The 2,177-nt window shown below is 63.3% G+C and carries 2 protein-coding genes and 2 pseudogenes; 3 read left to right on the top strand and 1 reads right to left on the bottom strand.

Features of this window, described 5'->3' with window-relative positions; genetic code table 11:
* Positions 1 to 637: pseudogene (locus QMX79_RS20620) on the bottom strand (transposase); the annotation flags it as partial.
* Between QMX79_RS20620 and QMX79_RS20615 the strand changes: the two are divergent.
* The 3 genes and pseudogenes from QMX79_RS20615 to msrA all read left to right on the top strand — a co-directional run.
* Positions 636 to 845, top strand: a pseudogene (locus QMX79_RS20615) (transposase); the annotation flags it as partial. The pseudogenes QMX79_RS20620 and QMX79_RS20615 overlap by 2 nt on opposite strands.
* 247 nt (positions 846 to 1,092) lie before the next feature.
* Complete coding sequence (gene msrB / locus QMX79_RS20610; RefSeq protein WP_116089488.1) at positions 1,093 to 1,536, top strand: peptide-methionine (R)-S-oxide reductase MsrB; 444 nt, start codon at positions 1,093 to 1,095, stop codon at positions 1,534 to 1,536.
* Between the two features lies 1 nt (position 1,537).
* Complete coding sequence (msrA, locus tag QMX79_RS20605) at positions 1,538 to 2,077, top strand: peptide-methionine (S)-S-oxide reductase MsrA (RefSeq protein ID WP_164146002.1); 540 nt, start codon at positions 1,538 to 1,540, stop codon at positions 2,075 to 2,077.
* Positions 2,078 to 2,177: the final 100 nt, after the last annotated feature.

The raw sequence follows: 2,177 nt of genomic DNA, 5'->3' as shown, positions 1-2,177 counted from the left end.
CGTCACCGGGCAATGTTTGCAGCGTGACGACCTTGCGGCCAGCGTCGCGACCGGTGGCGATGCGGTAGGTCATCGAACTCATCCGCAGCCCATCCATGCCGTCGTCGCTACCCGCGCTGTCGGACAGAAACACGGATTCGTCCTCGCCTTCCAGCCAGCCTTTGCGCGTCAGGTGCCGGCACACGCGATGCGCGATGGTGTTGGCCAGTTCCGTCAGTTGCGCCGATGTGGGCGCACGGGTGCGGTGCAGGCGCGGCTTGCGCTGCGGACGCTCGGTGGTGTCCTCGTACACGCCGTCGAGCCACAGCATGTGGAAGTGGATGTTGAGATTCAGCGCGCTGCCGAAGCGCTGGATCAGGGTCACCACGCCGCATTGCGCCGTATCCCGCGGCACGCCGGCCTGATCGGCAAGCCAACCGGCGATCACACGATGCACGATGCCCAGCACCGGGCTGATGGCCTCCGGCTTGCTGGCGAACAGGAAGCGCAACGGGTAGGGGAAACTCAGCACCCATTGCCGCACCGGCCGCGGGCCGAACACCTCGTCCACCAGATGCCGCGCCGACTCGGCCATGCGCCGTGCGCCGCAGCTCGGGCACAGCCCGCGCTTCTTGCAGGAATACGCCACCAGCCTCTCCTTCCTGCGCTGCATCGAACTGCCCGAGGCCATGGCGGACTGGTCGTTGACCAGCCTGCAACTCAAGCTGATCAAGATCGGCGCCCGCGTCGTCCGCCACGCCCGCGCCATTACCTTCCAGTTGGCCGAGGTCGCCGTCACCGGCCCGATGGTGCGGGCCGTCCTTGCCGCCATCCGCCGTCTTCGAACGCCTCCGTCATGCGCATGACCACGATCCATGCCCAAGCTGAACGAAAGCGGCAGGACAGGTCCGTCTGCCGCGCGGAAAAGCGGCTCTGCCGGGCCAGAATGCTGCGGGTTCGAGGCTTGATCCACCCGACTTCGGCCGTTTGCGCGACGACAGACACCGCTCGGGGCGAAAAACGCTTGCCCAGCGAGCAAAATCAGGCGATCTTGAAGTCAAGCGGCAGGCCACTTGGGGAATGTCGGCTCTAGATTAATTATTGGAGACTATCATGAAGTTTGAAAAGTCACAGACAGCAGTTGACCGCCTGACCCCCGAGCAACGCCGGATTACCCAGGAGTCGGGGACCGAAAGGCCCTTCACGGGCGAGCACAACGACAACAAGGAGCCTGGCATCTACGTCGACATAGTGTCGGGCGAGCCGCTGTTCGCTTCAACGGACAAGTTCGATTCGGGTACTGGCTGGCCCAGCTTCACCAAGCCGATCGTTCCGGCAAACGTGAACGAGGTGCGGGACAGCGCACACGGCATGGTCCGGACGGAGGTCAGGTCGGTACATGCCGACAGCCATCTCGGCCACGTGTTCCCAGATGGTCCTTCCGACCGCGGCGGTCTGCGCTACTGCATCAACTCAGCGTCCCTTCGCTTCATCCCGCGCGACGAAATGGAGGCCGAGGGATACGGTGAATATCTCGATCAGGTAGAGGAGGCTTAACATGCATCAGCGCGCTATTCTCGCAGGCGGATGTTTCTGGGGCATGCAGGATCTGATCCGCAAGCGGCCCGGCATCGTCTCGACTCGTGTAGGTTACACTGGCGGCGATGTTCCGAACGCCACTTATCGCAATCACGGCACGCATGCCGAGGCGATCGAGATCGTTTTCGACCCGGCGGTGACGAGCTACCGGAACATCCTGGAATATTTCTTCCAGATCCACGATCCGACGACCAAGAACCGCCAGGGCGGTGATATTGGGCTCTCCTACCGGTCGGGCATCTATTACGTCGACGAGGAGCAGAAGCGCGTCGCCGAGGACACGATCGCCGACGTGGATGCCTCCGGGCTGTGGAAAGGCATAGTGGTCACTGAAGTCGTCCCGGTCGGAGATTTCTGGGAGGCCGAGCCCGACCACCAAGATTATCTGGAGAAACGGCCGGGTGGCTACACATGCCACTTCCCCCGTCCCGACTGGGTTCTTCCGAAGCGGCGTGAGGCCGGCGATATGAGCCCTGCGGCCGGGGCTGCAGCGGAATAAGCTTCGCTGCCGTCCGTGTCGCGTCGATCCGGTTCGCAACCTTCGACGCCCACGTGGAAAGAACTCGGAGGGGGCGCGAGGCGGGTGTAGGAAAGAATTT

It is taken from the genome of Stenotrophomonas sp. PS02300, assembly GCF_029959395.1.
GTDB classification, from domain to species: domain Bacteria; phylum Pseudomonadota; class Gammaproteobacteria; order Xanthomonadales; family Xanthomonadaceae; genus Stenotrophomonas; species Stenotrophomonas maltophilia_AD.
Note: the sequence above shows the minus strand (reverse complement) of the source record. Positions and strands in the feature narration are given on the sequence as shown.